The organism is Planococcus plakortidis (genome assembly GCF_001687605.2).
GTDB classification, from domain to species: Bacteria; Bacillota; Bacilli; order Bacillales_A; family Planococcaceae; genus Planococcus; species Planococcus plakortidis.
Genome location: NZ_CP016539.2, coordinates 596540 through 619856 on the forward strand (window position 1 = coordinate 596540; position 23317 = coordinate 619856).

Genomic DNA, 23317 nt, shown 5'->3' on the forward strand with positions numbered 1-23317 from the left:
CCTATTAGGAGGGGAACATATGAACAAATATAAATTAAGCGCTTTCACGGCAGTAGTCGCTGGCGCCATGACGCTTGCGGCTTGTGGCGGCGGTGAAGAAGGGGGATCCGGCGGCGAGGGCGGCGGAGAAGGCCTCGAGTCGAACATCGTAACGATTGCAACAGGCGGTGCATCAGGCCCTTATAACATCATCGGTTCCACGCTTGCCGATGTATACAGCAATGAGTACGGCGTCAACTCCCGTACACAGACGACCGGCGCTTCCGTTGAAAACGTCAACTTAATGAAGGAAGATAAAATCGAAATGGCGTTCACGATGAGTGATGTGGTCAGCCAGGCCGTTAACGGGGAAGAAAGCTTCACGGAACCGACTGACAAAATCAGCCAAATCGCGGCACTCTACCCGAACTATGTGCAAATCGTGACGACAGAGGATTCCGGCATCGAAACTTTCGATGACCTTGTCGGCAAACGCATTGCCGTTGGCGACCAGAACTCCGGAGTCGAAGTCAATGCCCGCACACTTCTTGAAGGGCATGGCATCACATATGACGACATCCAAGTCGATTACCTTGGCTACGCAGAAGCGGCAGACGGCTTGCGCGCCGGGCAATTGGACGCGGCGTTCTTGACGAGCGGCCTGCCGAACGCTTCACTTCTGGAGCTTTCCGAAACACTCGATATCCGCATGGTGTCAATCGACCCTGCCGATGTGGAGGAAATTGCACAGGACAAGAGCTATTTCGTCGCGCTTGATATCCCGGCAGACACGTATGGAAATGAAGAAGCGGTTCCGACTGCAGCGATCATGAATGCTTTGGTCGTCCGTTCCGATATGAGCGAGGATGATGTCTACAAATTGACACAGACGTTCTTCGACAACCTGGAAACACTCGGGAATTCCCACCAGGCAGCAACCGACATCACGCTTGAAAAAGCGCAGGAAGGCCTAGTGGCGCCATTGCACCCAGGCGCTGAACGCTACTATAGTGAACAATAAAAAGCTTTTGGGGGGAGGAGCATTCATTGCGGTGCTCCTTTTTTTCCTGCTGATAAAACTGCCGGTCATTGCCTTTGAAACAGATGGCGAGCGGTTTTATTTGAAGGAAGAGGCATTCGAATTATCGTGGATCCATTCGGTCGAAAAAGAGGAATGGCGCGAATACTACGAACGGGATGGGCAGATGCTTCGGCTGACGGAAACCCATTTCAAGACATTCGGGGCAGGGGTTCCGTCAGATGGCACGATTTTGCCGTCGGATGACGGATTTGTCCATATGCGGATCGACCGGGAATTCGAGGAACTGAATTTAACGGTATCGGAAAACGCCCAGACCATGATCCGTGCCGGCGGGCGGGAAATGCCGCTATACAGCTTAGCTGAAGATTACGGCACGTTCCGCATTTCGGTCGAGTACATTCATTTATGGAATTATGTAGGAGGGAAGACATTATGACCAAAGATAACCGGGATTTGGATGTCGAGAGCGTATCGGCACATCCCGAAGATAAAAACGTCAACCAGGAAGTGCTGGAGAAATACGATGTGGATGCGAAAGTCCGTAAACTGCGCAGCCGCAATATCGTTTTCGCCATCGCGGCCATCGCCATCGCTTATTCCCTTTATCACCTTTGGGTGACATTCAATCCGCTGCCTGCGCTTCAGGCGCGCTCGATTCACGTAGCGGTCGGGATGGGGCTTGTGTTCCTCGTCTATCCGGCATTCAAGAAGCAGGACAAGACACGCATCCCGTTCTATGACTGGATATTGTTCTTATTCAGTTTGGCCACTGCCGGGTATTTGATCTACGAATACGAAGCGATCATGACGACGCGCGGCGGGATTCCGAACACGCTCGACATCATCATGGCCATCGCGACCGTCGTCCTTGTACTCGAGGCGGCGCGCCGCGTAACCGGCATCATCCTGCCGGTTCTCGCGCTTGTGTTCCTCGTCTATCCGTTTATCAGCCACAATTTGTGGATGCCGGATATGCTCATGACACGGCCGTTTGACCTTGGCGATATTTTCGGCCAATTGTACTTGAAGACGGAAGGTTTGTATTCGACGGCGATTTCCGCTTCCTTGCAATTCATCTTCCTGTTCATCTTGTTCGGCGCGTTCCTCGCGAAATCGGGGATGGGCCAATTGTTCAATGACCTGGCGATGGCTCTTGCCGGATCCAAACAGGGCGGCCCGGCGAAAGTCGCGGTCATCTCATCCGGCTTCATGGGAAGCATCAACGGTTCCGCGATCGCAAACGTTGTCGGAACCGGCGCGTTCACGATTCCCTTAATGAAGAAAATCGGCTACCACCGGAACTTTGCAGGCGCTGTCGAAGCGAGTGCCTCGGTCGGCGGGCAGATCCTGCCGCCGATCATGGGCGCCAGTGCCTTCATCATGGCAGAAACGACAGGCATCGCCTACGGCACGATTGCGCTTGCTGCACTGTTGCCAGCGGTCCTGTATTTCCTCGGCGTCATCATGCAAGTCCATTTCCGCGCCGGCAAAGACAGCTTGCGGGGCATCCCGAAAGCCGACTTGCCGCGCACGAAGGAAGTGCTGAAAGAAAAAGGGCATCTGCTTTTGCCGATCGTAGGGTTGATCTTCATGCTCTACACCGGCATGCCGATCGCTTATGCCGCCTTCTACACGATCGTATTGACTGTTGTCGTCGCGGCGTTCCGCAAATCGACGCGCATGGGCGTCCGCGATATCCTCGAAGCGCTTGAAAACGGCGCGCGCCAATCGCTTTCCGTCATGATCGCCTGTGCGGTCGTCGGGATCATCATCGGCGTCGTCAGCCTGACAAGCTTCGGGACCGTCATGACATCTGCGATCACGGCATTCGGTGCCGGCTCCCTGTTCTGGACTTTGTTCCTGACGATGCTTGCATCGATCGTGCTTGGCATGGGCTTGCCGTCCATTCCGGCATACATCATCACGGCGACGATGACGGCACCGGCACTTGCCGAGTTCGGCATTCCCGTGCTCGTCGCGCATTTGTTCGTGTTCTACTTCGGGATCTTCGCGAACATCACGCCTCCTGTCGCACTGGCTGCCTTTGCGGGTGCCGGGGTATCCGGAGGGGATCCGATGCGGACCGGCTTCAATGCCTTGAAGCTCGCGATCGCCGGGTTCATCATCCCGTACCTGTTTGTCTATAATCCAGCGATGCTGATGATCGACACGACGGATGTGGCGGTCAATGCGACAGAATTCGCCTTGCCGCCGATACTCGAGATCCTCCTGATCACGGTAACCGCGATCATCGGGATCATCGCACTCAGTGCTGCAGCGGAAGGCTATTTCCAGACGCGCATGAATGTCGTGACGCGTATCCTGCTCGGTGCCGGCGCATTGATGACGATTGTCCCGGAAACCTTGACGGATACGATCGGTCTGGTCATCGTGCTTGGGATCTTCGCCTTGAATTACATGAATGCACGCAAGAAAAACCAGTCGCCAAATGCGGCCTGAAGAATGAAATGAAACCGCCAGGAAATTTCCTGGCGGTTTCATTTTTTTATCCGGAATCCAAATACAATGAAAATGGATGCCTTCATTTTAAAGGTTTGACCAAGTTGCAGTTCCGTCATCTTCATCAAATTCAATGATGACATCCGTGACATTCTTGATGTTCTCTTTCAGTTTCTCTTCGATATAATCCCGGATTTCGTCTGCTTCTTCAATCGTCATCGACGGATCGACTTCGACCCTGATTTCAATATGCAGGCTATCCCCTTCTTTAATGGCATACAGATCCTGGATGTCCCTAATTTGTGGATGTTCCATGATCCTTGCGCCGATTCGTGCTTGCAAACCAAGATCCGCTACACCCAGTACGCCGGCCGCATTGTCCAAGAAAATACGGCCGACGACGACAATGAGTGCGATCCCGATCAGGATGGAAGCATAGCCGGTCGCGCTATGGAAAGGCGTATAGGTGGAGACCACAATGGCCAACAAGGCCAATAGGGCACCACCGACTGCTACATTATCTTCCAAAAAGACCAGCTTGGTGGCCGGATTCGCCTCTTTGGCATGGCGGTAGCTCGCGGGAATGATCTTAAAGCCGCTCACTTCCTCTTTCGGCAAGTGGGCGGTGATTTCTTTCATGGCTTTATAAAGAACAATGGCTTCGAGTATCGCTGCCGCTCCCAAGACACCAACATTAAGCCAGAACCAGTCCTCGGAATGGGCGGCATTTGAAATGTGGTGGATTCCTTCCACGATCGTTTCGTAAGCGAGCACCCCGACTACAAGGACTGCGCCCAGTAGCACCAAGTTCACTAAACGCCCGAATCCGCCAGGAAAACGTTCGGTCGGCTGCTTCTTGCTGAGCGCAGAGCCGATAAAGACGAAAAACTGGTTAGCGGCATCGCCGAAGCTATGCATCATTTCTGCAAACATCGCAACATTGCCGGTGATGAGGTAAGCAGCAGTTTTAATGATTGCGACAATCGTATTCACAATAGCTGCCCAAAGAGCGGATTTGGTCCCGAATTTCAACAAGCTGATAAATTCTTTCATAACTTTTCCTTCTTTCCAGGAAATTGATAAGTATATGTAATTCGTTTCCCTTAATTTCAGTCGCAAAACATTGAAAGAAAGCAGGGCCGGGCGAATTTTACCCTTCCTGTGTATAATGGAGCTAAAAAAGCATATTTTTCGAATGTGTCCATTATTTGGGCGACAGGGATCGATTCAATAGCTGATCAAGCAGCAAGGAGGACGGATATGGGGAAAAGCCTTCTGTTTTCAAATGTTTTGGTAGTGGATGAGGATGGTGTAGAGCGGATAGATGTGCTGACCGCAGATGGGCGTATCGAAAAAATGGGGCATGGGCTCGTGGCTAAGGATGCGCAAGCCTTTGATGGCCGCGGCAAAATCCTGATGCCGGGGTTCATCGATATCCATGTGCACGGGGCGAACGGGTTCGATGTGATGGATGCGGACGCTGCGGCGCTGTCGGGCATCGCGCAAGCTTTGCCGAAAGAAGGGGTGACGGCGTTTGTTGCGACAACGATGACGCAAACCGAAGGACGCATCGCACGTGCTGTCGAAACGGCAGGGAAGTATAGAAGCGCGGACGGCGAAGCGGAATTGCTCGGGATCCATCTCGAAGGGCCGTTTTTGTCTCCGGAACAGGCGGGTGCACAAAATCCCGAGCATTTCCTGAAACCTGAGCTTGATTTATTCAACCATTGGCAAGCGCTTGGCGGCGGCCGTATCCGCATCGTCACCTTGGCGCCCGAGCTCGAAGGGGCGGATAAATTTATCGCGGGACTCGAAGCGTCGGGGGTGATCGCCTCCATCGGGCATTCGGCGGCGACTTATGAACAAACGGTCGCCTCGAACGCGCAGCATGTGACGCATCTATTCAATCAAATGACGGCGTTCCATCACCGCGAACCGGGCGTGGTGGGGGCAGCGATGCTGGATTCACGTTTCCGGGTCGAGTTGATCGCGGATTTGATCCATAACCATCCAGCGGCGGTGAAACTGGCGTATCAACAGATCGGTGCGGGGCGGTTGATCCTGATTACCGATGCGATGCGCGCCAAAGGCCTTGGTTATGGCAATTATGATCTCGGCGGCCAGACCGTGGTGGTCGATGAAACAGGGACAAGGATCCAGACGGGGAGGCTCGCCGGAAGTGTATTGACGATGGATCGGGCTCTCCGGAATGTCCGCGATTTGGCGCAATGCAGTTTGCCGGAACTCGCACAGATGAGTTCCGGAAATGCCGCAGCGGCACTCGGGCTTCACGGTAAAGGGAAGATTGCGCGCGGAATGGATGCCGACCTCGTGCTGATGACGGAAGCGCTGGAAGTGGAATTGACTGTATGCCGAGGGGAGATCGCTTTTTCGGCAAATTAAAATGCCTGGATGAACAATCCAGGCATTCTTTTGGTTACTGAGCGGTTAATTCGCTTTCTGTAACCCATTTATGGTTGCTGACTGACTCTCCGGTTTCGGTATTTTCGAAATCGACCATATAGACGGTCGTTTCTTCAGCACTGTCGACTGCTGCACTTGCGCCTTCCATGCCTTCCATATGGTCAGCCGCGAGCGTCACGGCATCGCCTTCAGTGTAAGGGGCATCTTGCGCATCTTCAAGTTCTTCATGAATCACCCATTTATGGTTTTCGACAGGTGCCCCTCCGTCTGTCGGCGTGTAGCTGACGCTGTAGGCAGTCGTGTCGTATGCACCGGCGATGGTCGCTGTGGCACCATCCATTCCCGGCATATGGTCTGCTTGAATGGTCGCCTTATCCCCGACAGCATATGTCGGATTAGCGGCTTCCATCAACTCATCCGGCACTTCGCCATCGCTTGAATGGTCCATGCCTCCGTGGCCATCGCTTTCTTCGCGTTCTTCTGGGTCATCGATTTCTTCGAGCACTTTGCCTGCTTCGTTGGTCGTCTCGGATTGTTCTTCGGGAGCGGCTGAATTATCCGCTTCCTCGCCTCCGCACGCGGCAAGTGTCAGGGCTGCTGCGAGCGATGCGCTGCCCATCATGAGTTTTTTCCTGATCATCCAATTCCCTCGTTTCCTGAAAATCTATTTCTACCTGCCACATACCCGATACGTGGCGAGGTATGTATTTTGTGACAAAGATGCATCATTTTGCGCAATTAGTTGACCTTTTATTCGGACCATGAAACTATAGAAACAGCACAACAGAGAGGAAGATCGAGCGATGAAAAACAACTGGTTATGGCCGGTGATCGCAGCCGGGCTGTTCATTTCAGCTTGCGGCGCAGAAACGGCTCAACAGGAAACAGAAAATCCAGCTGACGCGTCTCCCGAATCAACTGAAGAAACCGAAACGGCTTCAGCTGTGGATAGTGCGGCAATGGAGCTGGAAGTGCCGTTTGACGGCGTGATGGATCACGTCCATGGCATGGGTTATATCGAAGAAAACGGCGGCTTGTATTTCGCTTCGCATCATGGATTGAAAGTGCACCGCGACGGAAAGTGGACGGAAATCGAAGATCAATACCATGATTTCATGGGCTTTAATGCGACAGCAACCGGTTTTGTGTCATCAGGGCATCCTGATATGCAATCCGGCATGCAAAATCCGCTCGGCATCAAACGCAGCGATGATGGGGGAGAAACTTTCGAAGACCTCGGGTTTGAAGGAGAAACGGATTTTCATGAAATGGCAGTCGGCTACAATACGAATAATTTATTCGTCTTCAATCCGCAGGCGAATTCCGAAATGGAAACCGGCTTCCACCGCAGCGACGATGCCGGAGAGACCTGGCAGCAGACAGCAGCAGAAGGGCTTGACGGGAAAGTGACCTATCTTGCGATGCATCCCGACGATTCGATGATGATCGCAGCAGCGTCGAACCAGGGAATCTTCTTGTCTGAAGATGGCGGCGAGAGCTTCACGCGCATCACGGAAGGTGAACTCGGAACGGCCGCATTCTTCAGTGAAGACGCGCTTTATTATGGCACGTACAGTGAACAGGCAAAACTGGTGAAACGCGACTTGTCAGGCGAGGAGCAGGAGATTTCCTTGCCGGAGATGACGGAAGACGGAGTTGTCTATGTTGCGCAGCATCCGGAAAATCCGGAGCAGTTGGCGATTTACACCGTCAAGGGCCATGCGTGGCAAACACAGGATGCCGGTGAAAACTGGACACAAATCTTGAATGCGGGGCAAGTGCAGTAAGCAGTAATGAGTGAATACCTTATTTAGTGGAAGCCTAGCATGACAAACGATCAATACCCGCCCTCAAATCTGAGGGCGGGTGTTTTTTACGTCAGCAAAGCTTTTCCGGAAATTGAGCGTGCGCAATGGATGCCACTTGCGGCGACGCCGATCGTGCCGCCGCCAGGGAAGATATGGTCACCCGTCAGATACAGTTCCGGCAAACCGCTATGATGTGAAATGGACTTGAACAACGCCGCATCCAAAGTCTGCGCGAAGCCGCCCACATAGCCGTTCGGACGTCCGGTATAATGCTGCCAGGCGAGCGGGGCGCCGCTTTCGACATGGACGATCGCCGAACGGAATCCTGGGATATGCTGCTCGATCAACTCCAGCATGCGCTCTGAGAGTTCGGTGCGCATCGCTTCATAATCCTCCTGCGGCTGCCAATAGCCGGGCTTCGAATGCGTCGAAATGGTCACCGTCTGGAAGCCTTCAGGGGCGCGCAGCCGGTCATCGGGCCGTGATGCCGACATGAAGAAATGATGCCCTTCGTCCATGGCCGCACCGCTCGAGAGCTGGCGGAATTCGGGGAGAGGTTCTGACAGTTTCTCTGCATCGATCGCCAAGTATAAAGTCAAAGTCGTCCAGGTTTCGGTGCCGATGCCTTCTTGCAGCGGGCGTTTCAATCGGTGATGATGATCGACCGGCAACAGCTCGGTCAATTGCTGGATCGGCGCATTGAAGACGACGGCGTCCGCTTCGTAGGAATTGCCGCGCTGGTCGCGGGCATGCCAGACGCCTTCTTGATACTCAAGCGTCTGTACGGTGCGCGGCTTTTTTACTTTGCCGCCATTTTCTTTAATGCTGTCCGCCATCAATTCCGCGAAACGGTACAAGCCGCCCGGGACGTAATAAGCGCCTTCATGGTAAATATCGAGCGCCACTGCCGCAAGCAGATACGAGACATCTTCCGTTGTCGTCTGCATGCTGTCGATCAACAGCCCATCGAGCACATGGCGGAACGCATCGAGTTCGTGGAGGCCGTGCTTTTTCAACACGTCACCGAGTGTCAGCCGGAACTTCGGCAACAGGCGCAAGTGAACCGGGCGCAAAGCTTTCACGAGCGCCGCCCATTCCCGCACATTGGCAGGCGGCAGCGCAGGCAGCGGCCCCATCAAGGTACGGGTGATGCGCGCCGTGCGATACAATTCCGCATAGAACGACAAGATCGCGGTTCGGTGCTCCGGAAAATGGGCAGCGAGTTCACGGACATGCGTCCTGCGGTCCTTGTGGAAAACGAAAGTGCCTGACGGATGGACCATTTCCATCACCCGCCCGAGCGGCTCGAGATCCATTTGCTTTCCGAGATGGCGGAATACGCGTTCATGGATGCCGCCGGGTTCGAGTCCCATGCCGAGGGTGGCGCCGACCGGGAATAGGTACGGGTGGCGCTTATATTTTCCGGCGCAGCCGCCGAGTTCAACTGCGGCTTCGAGCACGGTCACTTCATAGCCTTCTTTTGCCAGCAAGGAGCCGGCCGTCAATCCGCCGATGCCGGCGCCGACGACCAATATGCGTTTCGTCATCATTTCCCCTCATTTCTCCCATGAAAAAACGCCCGGCAGATCAGCCGGACGCATCTTGCTTATGCCACTTGTCTGCAAGCTTCTGCGCATTTCATGCAAGCTTCCGCGCATTTTTGGCAATGGTCATGGTCATGTTTTTTGCATTCGTTTCCGCATGCTTCGCAAATCTCCGCACATACTTTCGCGAGTTGTGACACAAACGGCGAGTTGCGTTCGATCGCTTGGGCGAGATAGCTGCAGATGTCTGCACATTCGCGGTCGAGCCGGATGCACTCGGCCATCATTTTCACATCGTCTTCCTTCAGGCAAGCATCGAAACAATGGTTGCACGCCACCATGCATTCATGGAGCGTCTTGGACAGTTCTGCGTGTTGTGCATGTTCTACCATTCCGTAAAACCTCCTATAAGAATTATGGTCATTCGCTTATTCCTTGGATTTCCCGCCTGACAGGAAAATAAACAATGGCGAGTGGATTCTATCCGTTTTTGCGCAGTCCTGGCTTCTGCTCAAGTTCTTTCATGCGCTTGCGGAACTCGTCTTCCGACAGCTCGCCGCGCGAGAAGCGCTCTTTCAATAACTGCGCTTCGTGGTGGGGAGGTGGCAGTTTATGAGGTTTATGGCGAATGAAAAACAGCACAAGGCACAGGATGATGAGCACGACCATCAAAGCGACGAGGACAATAAAGAGCCTGAACATAAGCGTTCACTCCGTTCGCTTTCTTTTCTTCCAGTTTACGCCAAAAGACCGAAAATTGCGTCTTTTTAAGTTACAAAAATATATTCTTGTAAGATGCTAGATATGCTACGCTTATGGATAATTCAGGAAAAGGAGGAAGTGGCATGTTTGTACATAAGATTGATGAAGAGTTAGCGTTGAAATTGGTCGAGATGCAAGACGCAGAGCGGATTTTTGAATTGACGGACCGTTCGCGTGCTGCACTGAAGGAATGGCTGCCATGGCTCGATCACACGAAAACCGTCGAGGATACGAAAAATTTCATCCAGTCGTGCGCTGAAAGTTTCGCGCTCGGAAAAAGCTTGAATTGCGCGATTGTCTACCAAGGCGAACTGGCCGGAATCGCCGGCTTCAACGAAATCAATGAAGCGAAACAGACGGCCTATATCGGCTATTGGCTCGACACGGAATACCAGGGACAGGGCATCATGACAAGGGTGGCGGGAGCGCTGACAGATTATGCGCTAACGGAGCGTGGGCTCAACAAAGTCGAGATCCGCGCAGCGGTCGGCAACGGGAAAAGCCGCAACATCCCGATCCGTCTCGGCTTTACGGAAGAAGGCGTAATCCGCCAAGCGGAATGGCTCTACGATCATTTCGTCGACCACGTTGTCTACGGCATGCTGAAATCGGAATGGCCACCTGAAAAAGACGCGTGAAATTCATCCATCTTTTTTTACGCAATGTTTCCCACAGCCTTCCTCATTTAGTAAAATAAGAAGGAAACTAGAATTACAGGAGGAATATTATCTATGAAGCATTTTCTACTCGGCCTTCTTGTGTCAGGCCTTATCGCACTCATCGCTTTCCTGGCAGATGACTGGTCGCTATTGTTCCCGATTGCGGGGGCCGTCGCCGTCATCGCACTCGTCTGGGCGGTCATCTCGTCCGCCACGGCAGGCAAGCAAGTGAAATCTTCATTCAACACGAGCTCGGAACGCCGCCGGGCACAGCAGGCGCGCAACGCCAAAGTGAAAAACCTTGTGCTGTTCGCGTTGCCGAACCTGGTGTTGGCGCTCGTCGGGTTGTTCATACTTTCCTAAAACGGAAGAGGGGGATGTCATGCTCAGCTATTATAGTTCCTTGTCTGCTGAAGTTTATGACCTGGATAAGCCGATCGGCAAATCGTTCGGCGATGTCGAGTTCTACAGGGAGCGGCTCGCAGGAAACGAAGGGCGTATTTTAGAACCCGCCACAGGGACCGGGCGCTTGCTTGTGCCGCTATTAGAAGATGGCCTTCACATCGACGGCTTCGACAGTTCATCTGAAATGCTTGATATTTGCCGCGCCCATTGCAAAGAACGCGGTTTGCATCCGAAATTATTCGAAGCGGATATGGAAACCTTCCGGATCGACGTCGAATACGATGCGATCATTTTGCCGGCCGGGACGTTCCAATTGCTTGCAGGGCGCGAACAGGCAATCAAAGCCTTGAAGAATTTCCGCAAGCATCTGGCGCCAGGTGGCCGTCTGCTCGTCGACCTCTATGTTCCGCAAGGTTTCGAGATCGACCGGCCGAGAACACGGACGTGGCAGACAAAAGCAGGCGCAGTGATCACGCTCGAGAGCAAGACCGTCGAAGTCGATTGGATCAAGCAATGTTCCGTGTCGCATAACCGCTACGAGAAATGGCAGGGCGGCAAGCTAGTCCAGACCGAACTCGAACGCTTCCCGATGCGCTGGTACGGCGTCGAGGAATTCAAGCTTCTGCTCGGCAGCCAGGGGTTCGAGGATATCATCGTGTCGTCCAATTACGAATACGGCCAATACCCGAAAGACGCTCAGCATGCCATCACCTTTGAAGCCATCGCACATATCTAAAGATCAAAAGCTGTTTGGAGAAAACCTCCAAACAGCTTTTTGCATGCCCGAAATTCTCTTTATGGCAGGAGGTATTGGTTTCATTAGCAGTTGAACCGAAAGATTCTTTGCACGCGGTGGTTAGATTCGGCGTTATTTCGGGTAAACTCGGTAAGGTCTGGAAGTGAAATCGCTACAGCGACCACTTATGGAAATATACTACATATAGGCTTTCAGGCAGAACGAAAAGGGGGGCAAGCATGATTACCATACATAAATCCTCTGCGGACGGCACTTTACAAACAATTGAGGCAATCGAGAAGAATTGCTGGATCAATATGGTGGCGCCTTCCGAAGGGGAAACCAGGGAAATAGCGGAACGCTGCAATATCCCCATAGAATTTTTAGAGGATCCATTGGATTTGGAAGAAAGCGCACGGATTGAATACGATGAAGAGACGAATTGCACATTGATCATCAATGACTTGCCGATTGTCGATGACAATAGCCCACAGCTCGACTCGTATATCACGATCCCCATCGGCATCATTTTGGGGGGAGATTTTATCGTCACCATCTGCAGCCAGGCGACGAACTCTGTAGAAAACGTCATCAGGAAAAACGTGAACACGGCGATGAAGAATCGCTTTGCGCTCGAAGTGCTATTGGCGATTTCCACCCAATACATAGTGAACCTGAAGAAACTGAACAGGCAGCGCCTCAAGGTCGAAAGCAATTTGAAGGACTCCTTAACGAACAAGCAACTCTATAAGATCATGGAGATCGAAAAGAGCCTGGTCTACTTCCTGACCTCATTGAAAGCGAATGGGGACGTCATCACGAAGCTGTTCCGGACGCCTTCGGTCAAATTGTATGAAGACGACGAAGACTTATTGGAAGACGTGAAAATCGAGAACAACCAAGGAATCGAAACGACCGAGTTGTATACGAGGATCCTGGACAGCATCACGGGATCGTATTCTTCGCTCATATCGAATGAATTGAACAACACGATGAAAACCTTGACCCTTTTCACGGTTTTCCTGACCTTGCCGACCTTGATCTTCAGCTTTTTCGGGATGAACGTGGCCTTGCCGATTTCCGGCGAACAGCCGGGGTCGTGGATCACGACACTGGTCCTGTCAGCCATTTTGATGCTGGTCATCGCTGTTTCTCTATGGAAAAGAAGGATATTCTAGCGGAAAACGCCTGGAGAAAATTCCAGGCGTTTTTCATGTGCTTTTTAATTGGAATCCATCCGCAAAATAATTAGAGGGTTCGTGAGCGGCAAGGCGAATGTATATACTTACAATCGACAGTGCGGATCTATGCCGCTTGCCATTACCGCTGCCTTGGCCATGGGAATTCATCTTCCAAAAAAGGAGTGTAGAACATGGATGACAAAGAAAGGCTTCCGTTCCAATCGTCCCCGGTACGCCCGATTTTCGAAAAGTTTTCGACTGCGCGTGATGTATCGCTCGTCTACGGCGACCCGATCGAGATGCAAGGCCGGTCCATCATCCCGGTTGCGCGCATCCGCTACAGCGTCGGGGCAGGTGCTGGCGGCGGCTACGAACGGGAGGACAAAGATGCAGAATCGCCCGGTTTCGAAGAAGTTGAAGGCGGACACGGGGAAGGGGCAGGCGGGTCATTTTCGGTCAAACCTATCGGCATCTACGACGTGACAGCGGAAAAAACCGTCTATCGCCCGATCGTCCCGATCGAGCTTATCGTCATGCTGCCGCTCGTGATGACAGGCCTCGGATTCTTGATGGCCTCGAGCCAGAACAGCGGCAAAGGCGGTAAGCATAAGAAACGCATGCAAGCCGGAAAACGCTGCGAGAAGAAAGGCAGGGGCAAGAAAATGAAAGGCCTGCATAGCGGCTGAAGAGAAAGCGAAACCCACCTGGAGATTGATTGCCAGGTGGTTTTTTTGGGGGTAAAGCAGTCTTCTATTTAGTATTAAGTAATTGAATGAGTGGCTTTTCGGAAGAAATAATATCCACTTGATGTTCCATACAGGCAAAAGAGAAATGCAGGAAGTGGATGCCCCTTTGCTTTTCCTGTTCCTTCAAATTAGATTGATGCGCCAAAAAAGTGAGAAGATCGGATTGGTGATAAATGCGATAAGCAGGAGCCGTACCACAGCCAGACATACTGGTAAAATCTTCGGAAGTCGCCGAGTAGAAAGCATATGAACGAAAATCAATATGCCATCTATCCACTGTGCCAGGAAGGTTCAAGAGCAGGTCAGTTTCATTTTCGCTGCCACATACAAACACCCGCACTGCTGCCTCTGGAAGCCTGGTTTCTGCAAACCCTTCAAAAGCTATAAAATAATTTTCTCGTGATAACAAACTGGCATCTCGCATGGTATCCTATCCTCCAAGCTTGGTCATTCTGTGTGCGATTAAACCGTCTTTGACGACACCAACAGAAATTTCACTTCCTTGTCGGTCAGATTGAACCAATAATGCGTTTGGCTGGCGTCGAACATCGTCGAATCGCCAGGGCCGATCGTTGAGCGTTCGCCTGCGACTTCGACAGTCAATTCGCCTTCGACGACGAAGAGGAACTCGTAGCCGCTATGGGCAAAAGGATTGCCTTCGCTGTCGCCAGGATGCAAGGTGACGAGCACCGGGACGAAATTCGCTTCCTGGACGCCATGTGTCAGGTCTTTGTAGTAAAATCGCTCGAGCCGCGATGTCCAGTCGGCCGCGTCTTGTTCCGAAAAAAAGACGCTCGGGTCGACGTGAAGCGCATCGGCGATTTTCCTGAGCGATTCCAGGGTGACGCTCGATTTGCCGCGTTCCACTTGCGACAGGAAACTGATCGAGACGCCCGTGTTCTCCGCCAATTGTTTCAATGTCAGCTTGCGCTCTTTGCGCAGTATTTTTAAAGTCGTGCCAATGGATGGATCAGCCATAACGGATTCCTCACTTTTTCTACATGCTCCTTTTATCATACAGGAGGCCACAGAACAGGGGCAAATAACGCTAAAATTAATTTTGAAATGTTATTGACAGAAAATTGATAGTTATCTAAACTATTGCTCAAGGAGAAAATTAAAGTGTCACTTCAATTTTTGTGAATCAAAGGGGGAAATCAGTTTGGATAAGAAAACAACACGCCGAGTCCTGACGGCGAGTCTTGTGGGGAGCTCGATCGAATGGTTCGATTATTTCCTGTACGGGACGATGGCTGCACTGGTCTTTAACCAATTATTTTTCGTCAATGAAGATCCGACCGTCGGCTTGATGCTGGCGTATGCTTCATTTGCCTTGGCATTCTTCATCCGCCCGTTCGGCGGCATCATCTTCAGCCACATCGGCGACCGCATCGGACGCAAGAAAACCTTGGTCATCACGCTTAGCCTGATGGGTATCGCGACATTCGGCATGGGCTTATTGCCGACCTACCAGGCAATCGGCATCTGGGCGCCGATCCTGTTGATCACGCTGCGCCTCGTCCAGGGGCTTGGCATCGGCGGCGAATGGGGCGGGGCGCTATTGCTTGCGACCGAGTATGCACCGCCTGAAAAACGCGGCTTGTTCGGAAGCATCCCGCAAATGGGGGTCACCATTGGGCTTGTGCTCGGTACGCTCGCTTTATGGATCATGAATTTGCTACCGAACGACGCCTTCATGACATGGGGCTGGCGCGTGCCGTTCATCTTGAGCGCCTTGCTCGTCGTGTTCGGCTTGTGGATCCGCAAAGGCGTCAACGAAACACCGGAATTCAAGGCGGTCCAGGCATCTGGGGAGATCCCGAAAGTGCCGATCGTCGAAACTTTGAAATACCACTGGCGTGAAGTGTTGATCGCCATCGGGGCGAAAGTCGTCGAGACGGCGCCGTTTTATATTTTCGGCACGTTCATCGTATCCTACGCGACGACCAATCTCGGGTTCTCACGCACAGCGACACTCGGAGCGGTCATGGTCGCGACAGTCATCACCACGATCCTGATCCCGGTGATGGGCTCATTGTCTGACCGTGTCGGGCGCAAAAAATTGTATATCACGGGAGCGGCTGCGATGGCTCTATTCGCGTTCCCGTATTTCTGGATGATTCACCAAGGTTCCGTATTCATGCTCGTGCTGGCGACGATCATCGGCCTCGGCGTCATTTGGGCACCGATCACCGCTGTCCTTGGCACGATGTTCTCGGAAATCTTCGACGCCAAAGTGCGCTATACTGGTGTCACGCTCGGCTACCAGATCGGTGCTGCGCTCGCGGGTGGTACCGCACCGCTAGTCGCGACGGCGCTTCTCGCACGCTTCGACAATTCGTATGTGCCGGTGGCCATCTACATCATCTTCACCGCGTTGATTTCGCTTGTTTCCATCTGGGCAGTGAAAGACTTGAAACAAAAACAAGCGGCGCATCCAGCCGCCACCATAGCAAAAGAGAGCCGCGCATAAGCGGTTCTTTTTCTTTAGGAGGGCCCCATGAAAATCATCAACGAACAGCAAATCCAGCAAAACTACAAAATGAGTGACGCGATCGGAGACGTCACCGCCTTGCTACACGCCAAGCAGCAAGGAAAGATCGACAACCCGCACCGCACAGTCCTTGATTTCCCGGAGCGGCAAGCCTCTGCCTTGTACATGCCGAGCGCCGATACACAAGAGGAACTCGCAGGCGTCAAAGTGGTGACTATTTTTCCGGACAATCCGAAACAAGGCAAGCCGACGACGCAAGGGGTGATTTTATTATCCGACGCGAAAAACGGCGAGCATGTCGCGATGATGACCGCCTCGTATTTGACACGGCTGCGCACCGGCGCGCTCAGTGCCATCGCCACCGATCATCTCGCACGCAAGGACAGCCGCGTGCTCGCGGTCATCGGGACCGGCGCCATGGCGTTCGAGCAAGTGCTCGGCGTGCTCGAAGTCCGGGACATCGAGACGATTTTGCTGTTTAACCGCACAGAAGAAAAAGCCATGCGCTTTAAAGAACAATTGGAAGCGTTCGGTGTCCAAGCCAGAATCGAAATCGCAGCGAATGCGAAACAAGCTGTCGAAGCAGCGGACATCGTCGCTTGTGCCACGCGCTCGACTGAACCGGTATTTGACGGCAATGACTTGAAGCCAGGCACGCACATCAACGGCGTCGGCTCGTATTTGCCGCATATGCGCGAGATGGACGAAACGACCATTGCGCGGGCGGATAAAATTGTCGCAGACGATCTCGCAGGCGTCCAGGAAGAGGCGGGGGAGTTGATCCACGCCGCGGATTCCGGCAAGTGGTCGTTCGACCGGCTCCATGCGGAACTGGCCGAACTCGTAACGGGACAAAGTAAAGGGCGCGAGACAGAAGATGAGATCACGTTCTTCAAATGTGTCGGGGCGGCGTATTTCGATTTAGCTGTCGCGAAAGGCGTTTACCGGAAAGCGCAGGACGGCAAGATGGGAACGGATGTTGAACTGTAAATGAAAACACGAAACTGCCCAGAGGCCTGGCCTCTGGGCAGTTTTTGTATTCGGATTATGAGTCAGCCGGCGTGCCGGGTTCGATCTCATACGATTTCTGGACGGTTTCGTTGCGCTCGCCCAGTCCTTCAGTGGTCGTTTTGCTCCACATCGCTTCCATGTGTTCTTTCACTTGCGGAATCATTTTTTCCGGGATGACGTTGCGGTATTGATTCGTTTCGCCGAGAATCACTTTGACCGATGGCTCGGTGACTTCTTCCGGGTCGAATTGTTCGTAAGGGAAAGCGGCTTTCTCGTAGTCGAAGACCGTTTCTTCCGAATCGGACTGCCAGTTTTTCCACGTCTCGAACTCGCGGTCGTTAAAGCCAGTCAAATATGGCCCAGGGTTGATCGTCGCCACTTCCACCTTGAATTCCTGCAGCTCCTTGCTCAAGGAATCCGCGAAAGCTTCCGTCGCGTGTTTCGTGCCGCAATAAGGCCCCATCAACGGGTCTGCCATCAAGCCGGAAACAGAAGAGACGAAGACGATGCGGCCGGCGCGTTTTTCGATCATTTGGCGCGCAAAGCCTTTCGTCAACAGGATCGGCCCGAAGACATTGACCTCGAATTGGTGGCGCAGGTTTTCTTCCGGGATGTCGACAAGCGATCCGCCTTCGGACACTGCCGCGTTGTTTACCAAGACATCGATGTCCCAGCCCCACGCTTTTTCACGGTCTTTCGGGTTGGTGACGTCCAATTTCTCGATTTGCATCGACACGCCGCGCTCTTTCGCTTCCTGCTCCAACGCGGAAACCTGGGAAATGATTTCAACGCCTGCGATGACGGATTTTCCTTGTTCCGCCAAGCTGAACGCAATATTCTTGCCGAATCCGGTGCCGGCACCGGTAATCAATATTTTTTCAGTTGCCATGGTGAATTCCTCCTCGGGTTGTTTGCTTTCGTTGATTTACTTATACTTCCAATGCATACCCGGGATGCGCCCTAACTTAAACGGAAATTGGCCAAATCGAAAAGAGACGAACCGTCTTCGGTTCATCTCTTCGAAAGCTGTAAGTTAATTATAGAGAAGAATGATTTCGTGTTTCCAACCCGTGGAGAAGCTTCGCCGATGCCAAGCGGTTCCTCACCGAAATGCCGATCCATGCAGCGAGTACCGCTTTGATGACGCCGACGAGAATGAACGGTGCAAATCCGCCCATGAAGGCGCCCGCCCAGGAAAGTTCCGCGAAGATCTTCAGCCACACTGTCCCGAAACCGAGCGCGACGAACATGCCGAGAATATTGGCGACGACGGCGTTCCGGATGGTGAAGCCCATCTTCTCGAGGTAATAGCCGATGACGAAAGCGGTCGGGATGAACCCGAATAAATAGCCGCCCGTCGGCCCGAACAAACTGCCCAATCCGCCAGACATTTGCGCGAAAACCGGCATGCCGGCAGCGCCGATAGCGAGATAGACCAAGATCGATAATGTCCCATAGCGAGCGCCTAAAATCGTGGCGGCAAGGCCGATCGCCAAAGTCTGCCCGGTGATTGGCACGAGCGGCAAGGGGATGGTGACTTGAGCGAGGATGCCGATAATGGCGGCGAACAAAGCCGTCACGATCATCATCCGCAATTTGTTGTTTGATGCTGTCATGTGAAAACGTCCCTTCATTTTTAGTTAACTAAAATATAAAATAAGTTAACACAATGATATCCGAACGGCAAAGAGGAAGTCAATAAGCTTTTCGCCGAACAAGAGAGTGGACCCGACCATGAGCGCAAAAATGAGGACGAATGCTGCAGGGATGCAATGATAAAATGAGAAAGATAGAATAGAAAGTAAAGGAGGGCGGCGGCTATGGAGATTCAAGCGAAGTTCACGTTCGATGAGATGTGGGAGAAATTCCTGGCTTGCGACCGGGCACACGACGGCTTGTTTTTCACATGCGTCAAGACGACGAAGATCTATTGCCGTCCGTCCTGCCGGTCGCGCAAGCCGAAAAAGCGCAACGTGGAATTCTGTTTCTCCGTCGAAGAAGCGGAGAATCGCGGATTCCGGGCATGCAAAAGATGCCAGCCGGAAATCGGGCAGTCACCAGCGATTGAATTCACCCAGCGAGTCATCGCCTTCTTGAGGGGCCATTACGACCAAAAAATCGGCTTGGACGAAGTGGCTGCCCATATCGGCATGAGCCCCTCCTATGTGGACCGGCTGTTCAAACAGGAAACCGGTGAAACGCCGCGCTCTTATCTGGAAAAGATCCGCATCGACAAAGCGGCCGATTTACTTGCGAACACCGGTAAGACGAATTTGGAAATTTCCCTCGAGGCCGGCTTTCAAAGCACGTCTCATTTTTATAAAGTGTTCAGGCAGCTGAAACAGCAATCGCCGGGCGACTACAGAAAAGCGAAAGGAGCGCGGCACAATGGATAGCGAAATGGAACCATCAAGGCTGAAAATCCCTGCGCCGGCCGATTTTAATTTCACGGAATGCCTGGCCATTCTCGGCCGCTCCGACCAGGAACTGCTCCATACAATCAAAGACGGGCGAATCACCAAGCTGTTGGTTCTTGAAAATGAAGTGGCCTTATTCGATTTGAGTTATTCCGAAGGGGCGCTGCACATCGAATTTCCGCACCAGTCGCCGTCCCAACAAGGGAAGCAGGCAGTCGTCCGGTATGTGACAGACTGGTTCGACTTGGAGACAGATTTACAGCCGTTTTACGCGATGGCGGCACGCGACCCGCTTCTTCGGAAAGTCGTGGAGCATCACGCAGGGCTCCGGATAATGGGCATGCCGGATTTATTTGAAGCGTTCGTGTGGGCGATCACCGGCCAGCAGATCAATTTGACTTTCGCCTACACCTTGAAACGGCGCTTGATCGAGCAGTTCGGAACTTCGCATCTAGTGGGCGGAATCGAGTATTGGGCGTTTCCGTCCGCCGACACGATCGCTTCGCTGCAAGTGGAGCAACTGAAGAAGCTGCAATTTTCGGGGAGGAAAGCGGAATACATCATCGGCATCGCCCGTGAACTGGCTGAAGGCCGTCTCGCAAAAGACGAACTGCTCGAAAAAACAGAGCAGCAAGCCGAAAAACAATTGGTGGCGATCCGCGGCGTCGGGCCATGGTCCGCGCATTACGTCATGATGAAATGCCTGCGCTTCAACTCCGCGTTTCCGGTATCCGACGTCGGCTTGCACAATGCCTTGAAGCAGCAATTAGGGCTCGAGCAAAAACCGGCGATTGCCGAGATTGAGAAGTTAGCGGAACCCTGGGTAGGCTGGCAAGCGTACGCGACATTTTATTTATGGAGGGTGTTATTATGAGTGAACTGCATCAAGTGGATTACCCATCGCCGATTGGCGTCGTTGAAATCACCGGCACCGAACAAGGCATCGTATCGCTTTATTTCAGCGAACGGGAGCAGCCGCTCTATGCGGTGGACGTGGATACACCTCAAGTGCTGAAAGACGCGTTACAGCAACTGGATGAATATTTCAAAGGGCAGCGCATGGAATTCACCGTGCCGTGTCTTTCGTCCGGAACCGACTTCCAGCAAAAAGTATGGGCGGCGCTGCCCGCGATTCCTTACGGCGAAACGGCCTCGTACCGCGATATCGCAAGGGCTGTCGGCAACGAAAAATCCGTCCGGGCAGTGGGGAACGCCAATAGCAAAAACAAGATCAGCATCATCATCCCGTGCCACCGCATCATCGGGTCGAACGGCAAATTGACCGGCTATGCCGGCAGCCTGACACGCAAGGAATGGCTGTTGAAGCACGAACAAGCGGTCCGGAACGGCCAATCACTCGATACATGAAAAAAAGGGCAGCAAATCCGAGCGATTTGCTGCCTTTTCCTGTGGCCTGCCGATTAGTTTTCAAGCGTCTTGATGACGACTGCGGGATTGCCGCCGACGACGGTATTCGCCGGAACGTCTTTCACGACCACGGCGCCGGAAGCGATGACGGCGTTGTCTCCGATCGTGACGCCAGGGTTGATGACCGCCCGCCCGCCGATCCACACATTATCGCCGATGCGCACCCCTTTGCCGTATTCGTAGCCGGAAAGCCGCTGTTCGATATCGAGCGGATGGGTCGCCGTATAGATATGGACGCCAGGGCCGACGAGGCAATTATCGCCGATGCGGATGTCGCAGACGTCGAGGAAGACGCAGTCGAAATTGGCGAAGAAATTGTGGCCAACATGGATATTGTAGCCGTAGTCGCAGCGGAAATTCGGCTCGATGTACAAATGGTCGCCGCTCGAGCCGAGCAATTGGCTCATGAAGCGCTTGCGTTCCTGCCCATCGGTCTCCATCGATTTATTGAACAAACGCAATAGCCGCTTCGCGTTCACGCGCTCGCGCACGAGTACCGGATCGTCCGCCCGGTAAAGCGCCCCGGCCAGCATTTTGTCTTTTTCCGTATTCATCAAAATCCCTCTTTCCCGATCTAATTAAAATCCAAATAGCCGCCTCGCGATAAAGGCGAATGCCGCGACCGCGGTAATGAACGCCGCCACGAAAAACGCCACGGCATAGGATACCAGATTGCCCGGCAGCACCGCTTCGCCGATTTCAAAGAAATAGAAATGGATCGCGACCGGTTCCGTGGCATGGCGCATCAGCCATACTTGGACGCCTTTGACGGCAAAGAGGATGCTGATGGCCAGCAGAACCGAAAACGCCGTCCAGCGAATGCCTTTCCACACAAGAACCGCCTCCCTATTGGTGATATGGATATTATAACAGAGAAGAAAAACCGCCCGTAATGAAGTTTTCGAATTCTTAGGAAAATTTACATGCAATTAACAGGAAAAACTTTATACTAGAGGAAAGGGGTGGAAACAATGAAAACAATCAACCGGACAATCCAAGGGGACAAAGGCCAGGCGATCAATTACAGCCTTGTCCTGAACCAGGACCAGACGAGAAAACTCGCGATCTTCCTGCCGGGCATCGGCTATACGGCCAAAAGCCCGTTATTTCATTACACGGAGCGCCTGCTCGCAGAACAGGAATATGATATCCTGCGCATCAATTACGATTATACGAACCCGTTGTACGACCAGTACACGATGGCAGAGATCGACGAAGCGGTAAAACGTGACGTCAAACAAGTGGTCGACCAAGTGCTGAAAGGAAGCATTTACGAAAAATTCTTCCTCGTAGCCAAATCGCTCGGCACGATCGCGCTCGCAAGCGAACTCGAGCGCAAGAAATTCAAGGGCGCGAAAACCGTCTGGCTGACGCCGCTCATCAAGCACGAGGACGTCTTCAAGGCGATGAAAGAGTGCCCGAATCCTGCGCTGAGCTTCATCGGCGACAAAGACCATTATTACGACCGCAACCGGATGGAAGAACTCCAGGCCAATAGCCGCCTGGATTCGCACGTCTTGAACGAGGTCAACCACGGCATGGACTTTATCGGCGATCCATTGAAATCGATCGACATCCTGAAAGACGTCATCACGGACATCCGGGATTTCTCGAACAAGAGCATCGAACACGCCTGACCAGGAACCGCCCGCGAGGCGGTTTTTTCATGCCGTTTTTTTACTGGCGTGACGGGGTATAGTCTCAGCAAAAGGAGGGTGCACGATGGCATTCGATTACGATCTGGACTATAAAAACCTGGACTTGAGGAGAAACCCCGAACTATACCGCGTCGGAAAAGGTGAGCAGGGTGTACTCCTCGTCGAACCGTATAAAAGCGAAATCCTGCCCCATTGGCGCTTCAAGACGCCGGACATCGCCCAGGAATCGTGCGACAAGATTTCCGAGATGTTCGAGGAGTACCGCAAACAGGACGATTTCGTCGGCATGGACATGGCCCGCAAATTCATCCAGATGGGCTACACCCGTGCGCGGCGCTACACCAATTACAAAGGCGGCCGCAAATATAACGAAGACGGTTCGATCAAAGACCGCCAGATTGACGAGGAAAAAGCCGAATCCGCAGCCATCTTCAAAAAACGCTGGGACGAAATCCGCGAAGACGAGGATTATTTGCGCCGCAAAAAAGACCACCAGAAAAAATACGGCTGAACCCGCAAAAGCGTGAAACGCAGCCGCCAAAAAAACGTCGAATAGACGATAG

28 protein-coding genes are annotated in these 23317 nt (G+C 52.8%); 17 read left to right on the plus strand and 11 right to left on the minus strand.

The annotated features are described in order from the left end of the window. Positions 1-19 precede the first annotated feature (19 nt). Genes BBI15_RS03130 through BBI15_RS03140 form a run of 3 tightly spaced genes read left to right on the plus strand, consistent with a single transcriptional unit; the run spans position 20 to position 3481 of the window. Positions 20-1000 carry a TAXI family TRAP transporter solute-binding subunit gene (locus BBI15_RS03130; protein ID WP_084632723.1) on the plus strand — a complete coding sequence of 327 codons (981 nt, stop codon included), beginning with the start codon at positions 20-22 and terminating at the stop codon, positions 998-1000. 31 nt (positions 1001-1031) lie between these two features. Beyond that, on the plus strand, positions 1032-1457 hold the full coding sequence (locus BBI15_RS03135; RefSeq protein WP_237150902.1) for a DUF1850 domain-containing protein: 426 nt from the start codon (positions 1032-1034) through the stop codon (positions 1455-1457). After that, complete coding sequence (locus tag BBI15_RS03140; RefSeq protein WP_068872145.1) at positions 1454-3481, plus strand: TRAP transporter permease; 2028 nt, start codon at positions 1454-1456, stop codon at positions 3479-3481. The genes BBI15_RS03135 and BBI15_RS03140 overlap by 4 nt, the downstream gene beginning before the upstream one ends. Positions 3482-3568: 87 nt before the next feature. Here BBI15_RS03140 and BBI15_RS03145 read toward each other — a convergent pair whose 3' ends face one another. Then, on the minus strand, positions 3569-4534 hold the full coding sequence (locus BBI15_RS03145) for a cation diffusion facilitator family transporter (RefSeq protein ID WP_068872147.1): 966 nt from the start codon (positions 4532-4534) through the stop codon (positions 3569-3571). 207 nt (positions 4535-4741) lie between these two features. On the opposite strand from BBI15_RS03145, the gene nagA reads away from it, so the two are divergent. Next, positions 4742-5884 (plus strand): N-acetylglucosamine-6-phosphate deacetylase, encoded by a 1143-nt coding sequence (gene nagA / locus BBI15_RS03150; protein WP_068872149.1) that lies wholly within the window; start codon positions 4742-4744, stop codon positions 5882-5884. Positions 5885-5918: 34 nt separating this feature from the next. Here the strand turns inward: nagA and BBI15_RS03155 are convergent, their stop codons facing one another. After that, a complete protein-coding gene (locus tag BBI15_RS03155; RefSeq protein WP_068872151.1) occupies positions 5919-6545 on the minus strand; it encodes a YdhK family protein in 627 nt (208 codons plus the stop codon). A 163-nt stretch (positions 6546-6708) separates the two neighbouring features. On the opposite strand from BBI15_RS03155, the gene BBI15_RS03160 reads away from it, so the two are divergent. Further along, positions 6709-7692, plus strand: coding sequence for a F510_1955 family glycosylhydrolase (locus tag BBI15_RS03160; RefSeq protein ID WP_068872152.1), 984 nt, complete (start codon positions 6709-6711; stop codon positions 7690-7692). A gap of 86 nt (positions 7693-7778) precedes the next feature. On the opposite strand, the gene BBI15_RS03165 is transcribed toward BBI15_RS03160, so the two are convergent. The 3 genes from BBI15_RS03165 to BBI15_RS03175 form a co-directional block, all read right to left on the minus strand. Next, positions 7779-9260 carry a phytoene desaturase family protein gene (locus BBI15_RS03165; protein ID WP_068872154.1) on the minus strand — a complete coding sequence of 494 codons (1482 nt, stop codon included), beginning with the start codon at positions 9258-9260 and terminating at the stop codon, positions 7779-7781. Positions 9261-9319: 59 nt separating this feature from the next. Further along, entirely contained in the window at positions 9320-9649 is a 330-nt protein-coding gene (locus tag BBI15_RS03170) for a four-helix bundle copper-binding protein (protein WP_068872155.1), read from the minus strand. Between the two features lie 88 nt (positions 9650-9737). Then, positions 9738-9959 (minus strand): SHOCT domain-containing protein, encoded by a 222-nt coding sequence (locus BBI15_RS03175; protein WP_068872156.1) that lies wholly within the window; start codon positions 9957-9959, stop codon positions 9738-9740. A gap of 143 nt (positions 9960-10102) precedes the next feature. Here BBI15_RS03175 and BBI15_RS03180 point away from each other — a divergent pair, with 143 nt between their 5' ends. From BBI15_RS03180 to BBI15_RS03200, 5 genes are all read left to right on the plus strand, one after another. Continuing rightward, entirely contained in the window at positions 10103-10657 is a 555-nt protein-coding gene (locus BBI15_RS03180) for a GNAT family N-acetyltransferase (RefSeq protein ID WP_068872158.1), read from the plus strand. A gap of 93 nt (positions 10658-10750) precedes the next feature. Beyond that, positions 10751-11041 carry a DUF5316 family protein gene (locus tag BBI15_RS03185; RefSeq protein WP_068872159.1) on the plus strand — a complete coding sequence of 97 codons (291 nt, stop codon included), beginning with the start codon at positions 10751-10753 and terminating at the stop codon, positions 11039-11041. 19 nt (positions 11042-11060) lie between these two features. Beyond that, positions 11061-11819: a class I SAM-dependent methyltransferase gene (locus tag BBI15_RS03190; protein WP_068872161.1), complete on the plus strand. Its 759-nt coding sequence runs from the start codon at positions 11061-11063 to the stop codon at positions 11817-11819. A 239-nt stretch (positions 11820-12058) separates the two neighbouring features. Beyond that, on the plus strand, positions 12059-12997 hold the full coding sequence (locus tag BBI15_RS03195) for a magnesium transporter CorA family protein (RefSeq protein WP_068872162.1): 939 nt from the start codon (positions 12059-12061) through the stop codon (positions 12995-12997). 194 nt (positions 12998-13191) lie between these two features. Then, the gene (locus BBI15_RS03200) at positions 13192-13686 is read left to right on the plus strand and encodes a spore germination protein GerW family protein (RefSeq protein WP_068872163.1); all 495 of its coding nucleotides are present in this window, start codon (positions 13192-13194) and stop codon (positions 13684-13686) included. A 64-nt stretch (positions 13687-13750) separates the two neighbouring features. Here BBI15_RS03200 and BBI15_RS03205 read toward each other — a convergent pair whose 3' ends face one another. Both BBI15_RS03205 and BBI15_RS03210 read right to left on the minus strand, forming a co-directional pair. Beyond that, the gene (locus tag BBI15_RS03205; protein WP_068872164.1) at positions 13751-14170 is read right to left on the minus strand and encodes a hypothetical protein; all 420 of its coding nucleotides are present in this window, start codon (positions 14168-14170) and stop codon (positions 13751-13753) included. A gap of 38 nt (positions 14171-14208) precedes the next feature. Continuing rightward, positions 14209-14724, minus strand: a complete 516-nt coding sequence (locus BBI15_RS03210; protein WP_068872165.1) for a helix-turn-helix domain-containing protein — start codon at positions 14722-14724, stop codon at positions 14209-14211. Between the two features lie 184 nt (positions 14725-14908). On the opposite strand from BBI15_RS03210, the gene BBI15_RS03215 reads away from it, so the two are divergent. After that, positions 14909-16219 carry an MFS transporter gene (locus tag BBI15_RS03215; protein ID WP_068872167.1) on the plus strand — a complete coding sequence of 437 codons (1311 nt, stop codon included), beginning with the start codon at positions 14909-14911 and terminating at the stop codon, positions 16217-16219. Between the two features lie 27 nt (positions 16220-16246). After that, complete coding sequence (locus tag BBI15_RS03220) at positions 16247-17230, plus strand: ornithine cyclodeaminase family protein (protein WP_068872169.1); 984 nt, start codon at positions 16247-16249, stop codon at positions 17228-17230. 55 nt (positions 17231-17285) lie between these two features. On the opposite strand, the gene BBI15_RS03225 is transcribed toward BBI15_RS03220, so the two are convergent. After that, positions 17286-18140 (minus strand): SDR family oxidoreductase, encoded by an 855-nt coding sequence (locus tag BBI15_RS03225; RefSeq protein WP_068872171.1) that lies wholly within the window; start codon positions 18138-18140, stop codon positions 17286-17288. 148 nt (positions 18141-18288) lie between these two features. Further along, positions 18289-18867 (minus strand): biotin transporter BioY, encoded by a 579-nt coding sequence (locus BBI15_RS03230; RefSeq protein ID WP_068872173.1) that lies wholly within the window; start codon positions 18865-18867, stop codon positions 18289-18291. Positions 18868-19071: 204 nt separating this feature from the next. On the opposite strand from BBI15_RS03230, the gene BBI15_RS03235 reads away from it, so the two are divergent. The 3 genes from BBI15_RS03235 to BBI15_RS03245 are packed head-to-tail and all read left to right on the plus strand — an operon-like array spanning position 19072 to position 21036. Beyond that, positions 19072-19647 carry a bifunctional transcriptional activator/DNA repair enzyme AdaA gene (locus BBI15_RS03235; RefSeq protein WP_068872174.1) on the plus strand — a complete coding sequence of 192 codons (576 nt, stop codon included), beginning with the start codon at positions 19072-19074 and terminating at the stop codon, positions 19645-19647. Beyond that, a complete protein-coding gene (locus BBI15_RS03240) occupies positions 19640-20542 on the plus strand; it encodes a DNA-3-methyladenine glycosylase family protein (RefSeq protein ID WP_237150903.1) in 903 nt (300 codons plus the stop codon). The genes BBI15_RS03235 and BBI15_RS03240 overlap by 8 nt, the downstream gene beginning before the upstream one ends. Beyond that, a complete protein-coding gene (locus tag BBI15_RS03245; protein ID WP_068872176.1) occupies positions 20539-21036 on the plus strand; it encodes a methylated-DNA--[protein]-cysteine S-methyltransferase in 498 nt (165 codons plus the stop codon). The genes BBI15_RS03240 and BBI15_RS03245 overlap by 4 nt, the downstream gene beginning before the upstream one ends. Before the next feature lie 53 nt (positions 21037-21089). Here BBI15_RS03245 and BBI15_RS03250 read toward each other — a convergent pair whose 3' ends face one another. Together BBI15_RS03250 and BBI15_RS03255 are read right to left on the minus strand one after the other, a co-directional pair. After that, positions 21090-21650 carry a maltose acetyltransferase domain-containing protein gene (locus tag BBI15_RS03250; protein WP_068872178.1) on the minus strand — a complete coding sequence of 187 codons (561 nt, stop codon included), beginning with the start codon at positions 21648-21650 and terminating at the stop codon, positions 21090-21092. 24 nt (positions 21651-21674) lie between these two features. Beyond that, entirely contained in the window at positions 21675-21929 is a 255-nt protein-coding gene (locus BBI15_RS03255; RefSeq protein WP_068872180.1) for a hypothetical protein, read from the minus strand. A gap of 138 nt (positions 21930-22067) precedes the next feature. On the opposite strand from BBI15_RS03255, the gene BBI15_RS03260 reads away from it, so the two are divergent. Both BBI15_RS03260 and BBI15_RS03265 read left to right on the plus strand, forming a co-directional pair. Beyond that, positions 22068-22733: an alpha/beta family hydrolase gene (locus BBI15_RS03260; RefSeq protein WP_068872182.1), complete on the plus strand. Its 666-nt coding sequence runs from the start codon at positions 22068-22070 to the stop codon at positions 22731-22733. 85 nt (positions 22734-22818) lie between these two features. Continuing rightward, a complete protein-coding gene (locus tag BBI15_RS03265) occupies positions 22819-23265 on the plus strand; it encodes a DUF4385 domain-containing protein (protein ID WP_068872183.1) in 447 nt (148 codons plus the stop codon). The last annotated feature ends 52 nt before the right edge of the window (positions 23266-23317 follow it).